This window comes from Novipirellula herctigrandis, assembly GCA_007859835.1.
In the GTDB taxonomy this organism is placed as follows: domain Bacteria; phylum Planctomycetota; class Planctomycetia; order Pirellulales; family Pirellulaceae; genus Novipirellula_A; species Novipirellula_A herctigrandis.
The window spans coordinates 24,291-29,829 of sequence record SJPJ01000001.1; the positions used below are offsets into that span (position 1 = coordinate 24,291).

Annotated in this window: 6 protein-coding genes; 5 read left to right on the top strand and 1 reads right to left on the bottom strand. The window is 53.1% G+C overall.

Annotation, left to right across the window (positions count from 1 at the left end; all coding sequences use genetic code 11):
* The first annotated feature begins 92 nt into the window (after nucleotides 1-92).
* Nucleotides 93-548 carry a hypothetical protein gene (locus CA13_RS00090; protein WP_146393651.1) on the top strand — a complete coding sequence of 152 codons (456 nt, stop codon included), beginning with the start codon at nucleotides 93-95 and terminating at the stop codon, nucleotides 546-548.
* 464 nt (nucleotides 549-1,012) lie between these two features.
* Here the strand turns inward: CA13_RS00090 and CA13_RS00095 are convergent, their stop codons facing one another.
* Nucleotides 1,013-2,314 (bottom strand): transposase, encoded by a 1,302-nt coding sequence (locus tag CA13_RS00095; RefSeq protein WP_419193738.1) that lies wholly within the window; start codon nucleotides 2,312-2,314, stop codon nucleotides 1,013-1,015.
* A gap of 328 nt (nucleotides 2,315-2,642) precedes the next feature.
* Here CA13_RS00095 and CA13_RS00100 point away from each other — a divergent pair, with 328 nt between their 5' ends.
* The 4 genes from CA13_RS00100 to CA13_RS00115 all read left to right on the top strand — a co-directional run bounded on the left by CA13_RS00100 (nucleotide 2,643) and on the right by CA13_RS00115 (nucleotide 5,463).
* Nucleotides 2,643-3,014 (top strand): hypothetical protein, encoded by a 372-nt coding sequence (locus tag CA13_RS00100; RefSeq protein ID WP_146393655.1) that lies wholly within the window; start codon nucleotides 2,643-2,645, stop codon nucleotides 3,012-3,014.
* 138 nt (nucleotides 3,015-3,152) lie between these two features.
* Nucleotides 3,153-3,650, top strand: coding sequence for a hypothetical protein (locus CA13_RS00105; RefSeq protein ID WP_146393657.1), 498 nt, complete (start codon nucleotides 3,153-3,155; stop codon nucleotides 3,648-3,650).
* Nucleotides 3,651-3,752: 102 nt separating this feature from the next.
* Complete coding sequence (locus tag CA13_RS00110; RefSeq protein ID WP_146393659.1) at nucleotides 3,753-4,355, top strand: tetratricopeptide repeat protein; 603 nt, start codon at nucleotides 3,753-3,755, stop codon at nucleotides 4,353-4,355.
* A gap of 109 nt (nucleotides 4,356-4,464) precedes the next feature.
* On the top strand, nucleotides 4,465-5,463 hold the full coding sequence (locus CA13_RS00115) for a formylglycine-generating enzyme family protein (protein ID WP_146393661.1): 999 nt from the start codon (nucleotides 4,465-4,467) through the stop codon (nucleotides 5,461-5,463).
* Nucleotides 5,464-5,539: the final 76 nt, after the last annotated feature.

Below are 5,539 nucleotides of genomic sequence, written 5' to 3' on the forward strand. Positions count from 1 at the left end.
TCATGCACGGGAGAACGGCTTGCGCGGTTTTTGAAATTGACAATCTTTCGTCCGTTCCCCGTGATGTCTACCGTTATTTGGACTAACTGCATGTGAGAACTATTCGTCTCAACGCCGTTCATTCATGCGAGCGTTTCAACCATAAACGCGGATGGAAATATCGCCTTCAGGTGCTTGGCACCGTGCTTGTCTGGGCACATCGGGCAAACGCCGCGCGGGTGATTCACGATCCGGCTTTGGATGAGCCCTTTGCCTACCTTGCTGCTGACGGGACTTCCGTCGAAAGCGAATTTGTGCAACCCACTGAAGAAGTTCGCGACAACCTGCGTACCACGTTGTTTCTTGATGCGTACGACGGTCACCCAATAATGCGGCCTGTTCGTCGTTTCTTGCGCCGGCGATCCGAGACTGATCCGCAATTGAACCTCCGCGTACCCGATTTCGAAAACGCGGTTACATCGGTTTGGCATATGACGATCGGTCGTGATGTCACTACAATGGTTCTGACTGCAACCGAGCCGTATTCGCAACCTCCAACAGCCAAATAACCATGACATCGCTTTACGCTTGCTTGTCAAGCGGCGTAGCGGCAAGCGAGCCGATTCTTCGAGCTCGCGTTAAGCCGCTGAAGCTTCGAACATGCTTTACCCTTGGAGTTGACTCTCCCATTTTTGCGCGCAACTTTGTGTTGCTTGGTTCTGTTTTGCACTTCGCTGATTCGTTGCTTCCACTCACACATCGAACCGAATCCTAGACTGGCAAAGTTCGCGTTTGGGCTCTCGTTCGGAGCAATCACTTGATCTTACTCATTGGCCATGTCGAAGGATAAAAGCGACCGGTGTGACAGGACTCAGACTCACTCGCCTGGTCAATGTGCACCGATCATGTTGGGCGGATGCCAACTGATAATGCCATGGTGGTCATCACCGGTCGCCAAGGTTCAATATCTCAGTCGAAGGGGTTCCTCCTAGGTGTTCGCTATTTCAAAAGTTATCGCTGACGGACGTTTCGACTAGGCTGCTTTAGCGTGCTCGCTTGCCATCGCAAAGACGCGACCCGGATCGAATGGCTCGCCGCTCTTGTACCAACCGTAAAACATTTTCAAAATCTTTCGCATCACGCAAACATTCGCCTTTTGACCTGGCATCTTGTCGGCTTCCTTCTTCTTCCAGTAGTAGTCACCAAAGAGCTTACCGCGACCGACCAGCGGAATCGCCATCAAGTTCAGTACGTAACGTAGTTCGCTCCGGCCGCGACGGCTGATCGTCGTCCGGCCTCGCCATTTGCCACTTTGACGTTCGCACAAGTTCAACCCTGCATAACGCATCAGTTGCGAGACCGTGCGGAAATCATCCGGCGGTCCCATCTCGGCGACCAAACGCGAAAGCATCCGAAGCGTGACGACTCCCTTGCGTGGAGCAGGTAACCGCGGATCGGAAGATTGAAGCGTCAGGTAAAGCTCTTGCATTTGACTTTCGATTTGTCGTTGCTGCTGCAAAAACGTCGTGATTTCCGTATAAAGTTGCTGCACGGCGGTGGCTCGGATTTCGGCAAGCGTGGCAGCCAAGTCATCCTTTTGAGTGCTTGCCGTATCGTTTGCTGCTCGCCAGAGCTTTTTCAGAGTCGCCTTCTTGGTGTGTTTGCTGCAAGCTTTCATTCGTCCGTAGAAGGCTTCCTCGCCCACCGCAAGAATCGCGTGCGGGTTGCCAGCGAACTGCTCGATCAGCGCACGGCCGGTCGGTCCGTACAACACCGACTTGTCCAATCGAAGATCCGCAAACAGACTTCTCAAATCAGCGTGCAGTTCGCACTTGGCGACCTTGATGCGGGCTTCACAGCGGAGGACCAACCGATGAAGTTCACGTAGCTGCGCGTAATGTTTATCAAGCTTACGGTCTTGGATCAGTTTGCCGACTTTGGCAACCGTCAGCACCGCTTTGGGATCGCGTTGGTCGGTCTTGCCATGATCGGCGAATTGAATCGTGCGGAATTTGGCTACGGCTTCTCCATGCACCAACGCGGTTCGCATGCCGAGTTCATCGGCCAGCTGCAGAAGTCGTCGATGATAGATGCCCGTTGACTCACAGAGGACACGAATTTGATAGTCACCGTGTTGTTGGACTTCGTTGCGGATCTCTTCGAGCGTTGTGCGTATGTCGGAACTGTTGTTTTCACACTGGCCACGGATTGATTTCCCCGACAACTCCATGGCCCAATACAGCGAATCACTGCCAACATCGAAGCCGACGTTAACGATTCTGCCAGCGTCAGTGATGTTTTGATTTTGTTGAACTAAAAGAGTTGATTTCGACATTGAGTTTGTAGTAGAATTCATGAGGCTTCTTTCGAATGTATTGTCGAACCACGATCTCCAAATTGTTGGTTACGACCACTAACACCAAGTGAGCGAATCCTCGTGATTCAGCTCGTTTATTACATCGAGAGAAGCCATTTTCGTTTCAAAATCCAATAAGTCCACCTAAGAGTATGTGCACACGGAGCGGGGCTTGCGGCCGGAATTGAAATGGACAACTTTACTCTCCCCGCCCGGTGACGCCGGACGATTCGCCGGCTGAAATGAAGACAAACGTTCGCTACATCATTTGCTGCCTGTCGATTCGTCCTCCTGCAAAGTTTGCAACATGACTGACGATCCAATGCCTGCGGTCCGAGCGTCTGTCACCGAGACGAACCACGATGGGATCACGCTTCAATCGCTTCGACGGGCCACCGCGACGTTCGGCCTATGGGCGGCGGGTGTTGTAGCGATCCTTGGTTCATTAATCTCGCTGTCGCTATTGATCATCGTGCCACTATTCTCGCTTGAAAATGAGTCATGGAATCGTGCCGAGAACCCGCACACTATCGCAAATGTAATCTTGTACTCCGCGATCGGGGCGACTGCTATATTTGCCGCTCGCAGTTCGGATCGCGTACGCTTTTGGCTTGGGGTTACCGTGTTTGTTGCTTACATTGCCTACGGACTATACGATCTTGGATTGTTTGACGCCTGATCGCTGGTCCGCAACGTGTAGTGCCAGGCGGCGGCGAACCATGCGATGCAACGGAGCCGGGCTTGCACGGTTTTACGAATGGAGAGCCAACTGTCCCGGCCCGCTGATCGCGGCCGTTACCCGACTAAAAGTTGAATCTTGATCCGCTGCATATTTGTTGTAATGACGATCGCATGTATTGGGTGCCAGCCTTCCGGGCCGCTGCCGAAGGCAGCATACGTGATTGCAGCATATGACGAATCGGCTGCGTTAACGGCGTCTGGAGACACATGGGGCCGCGCAATGGAACCCTGGTTTCACGGCAAAACCGCAGACATTGACGCCATTGCTGATGCGCAGGTGAATCTCAATCGGACACTCAAAAGTGTACGGTCGAAACTCGACGCATTGGATGCTCCTGACGACCCAACAACCGCTGAGTTCACGGAACTGATTCACGAGTACCTCGACTGGCAGGCAGAGACTCACGATACCTATGCAAAATGGTTGGCGACTGCTCGCGCGGAGAATCCTGCTACAATCGAAACCCGACAGGCCGTGATTGACGAAATGAACGATCTCAATGAAACGGAACTTGAGTGGAAATCTCGGATCAACACGTTTGGAGAGAAACTAGGCGTAACTGTTGGCGGGTAACCATGTGATGCAACGGAGGACGGGTGGTCCGTTTTCTCGTCTGCTTGCAAGTCGTTCGCCCGTCCCCGCTGATCACCACCGTTATTCCGCTATAGAAGTTTCATGCGAAAATTTGTCCTATTGCTGGCGATGGCGATTGCAGTCGCAGCCCAAGGCTGCAACGAGTCTAAACCAGCGACTCAGGTGCACACGCCCCCAGCTCAACAAAAGACCTCAGGAACAGCTGCTATGTCGTTCGAGAAAATGAAAGCTGCCGCTGAAAATGGAGATGCCCGGGCGCAATCCGCGCTTGGATATGCGTATGATGTCGGTCACGGGGTGGAACAGAACTTGGAATCTGCGGCACATTGGTACCAGCAGGCAGGAGAACAGGGGCACGCAAACGCGCAATTCAATTTTGCCGAAATGCTTCGCGATGGAGCAGGCGTTCCTCAGTCAGCAGAAAATGCATTAGCTTGGTATACCAAAGCTGCGATGCAGGGACATTCAAAGGCTCAATACAATGTTGCAATGATGCACGTGAAGGGCGAGGGCGTTGCGGCCGACAACGTGACTGCATACGCGTGGTTGGTGCTCGCGGCAACCGGCGACGCAGAGGGAGCGGATCAGGCTCTTGAAATCGTCGGCAAGGGAATCGGTGATCGAAAGAATGACGGAGATGCTCTTGCCGAAAAAATCAAAACAGAAATGAAAATCGCGGAATAACAATGTGATGCACGCGAAGCCGGACTTGCGCGTGTTTTGAAATGGATGATCGCTGGTTCCGGCTCGGTGATCACGGACGTTCTGCTATGAAAAAACTCCCGGTGCAACAATGACTCGGCTACTAGCGTTGTTCGCCGTGCTGATTGCGACGATGTCGCACGCCGACGAGCCGACTGAGACCGCCACAATCGAGCTTAAACTTGGTGTCGCCCAAACACTCGTTTTTCGGCGGGTCTCACCTCGGTCACACAAAATCGACTATCCCGATTTCTACATTCTTGAAACCGAGGTGACAAATGCGCAGTTTAAGGCGTATTTGGATGCAACGAACAAAATAAAGGATGATACCGAAATACTCCGAATCATCACGGAGCGAAAGAAGCGGCGTGCATTTTCCACCGGTGACATTCCGTACTCGATCGAAGACGCTTCAACAATTTGGCGAGACGGAAAGTTCCCGGCTGGGCTTGACGACCATCCAGTTGCCCTTGTCACGCTGCCAGACGCCGTTGCGTTTGCCGATTGGACCGCCACGTCGCATCCCAACGCGGGTCTGATCCGATTGCCAACGTGGAACGAGTGGATGATCGCCGCATACGGCAAGACGCGAAACTATCCCTGGGGCAACGAATGGAAACTGGACCGTGCGCACACGTCGCACGGCATCAAATACGATTTCGGAGCTCGAATGCGAAATGAGCCTGACAAACGTCCAAAACGAACAGAACCTGTCAAGGCACGTCCGAATGGCCGCTCACCGGAGGGCGTCTTTGGGCTTATCGGCAATGTGTCGGAATACATACTCAACGATGATCCGACCAACAATGCGTACTTCAATCTAGGGTCACGCTCTATGGGAGGCGGGTTCACTGATGGTCGCGCTTTCCTCGATGATGATAATAATCGACTCGCACCCAGGACGGACTATTGGGGCTACAGCCATCACGCAACGCCACGCGAAGATGATCTTGGATTCCGACTTGTGATTGACCCGTCGAACAATGATGGACTTTGCAAGCGTCCGCGAATCTTCAAGCAGAACAATCGTGCATGGATGGTTGACGACGCTGGTTTAGAATTGACCTCACCGCCAAAAGCAGAACAATGATCGAGATAGGGGCCCGGTTGCCCGGGACCCCTCTCACACCACCGGACATGCGGGTCCGCATCCGGCGGTTCGTTTC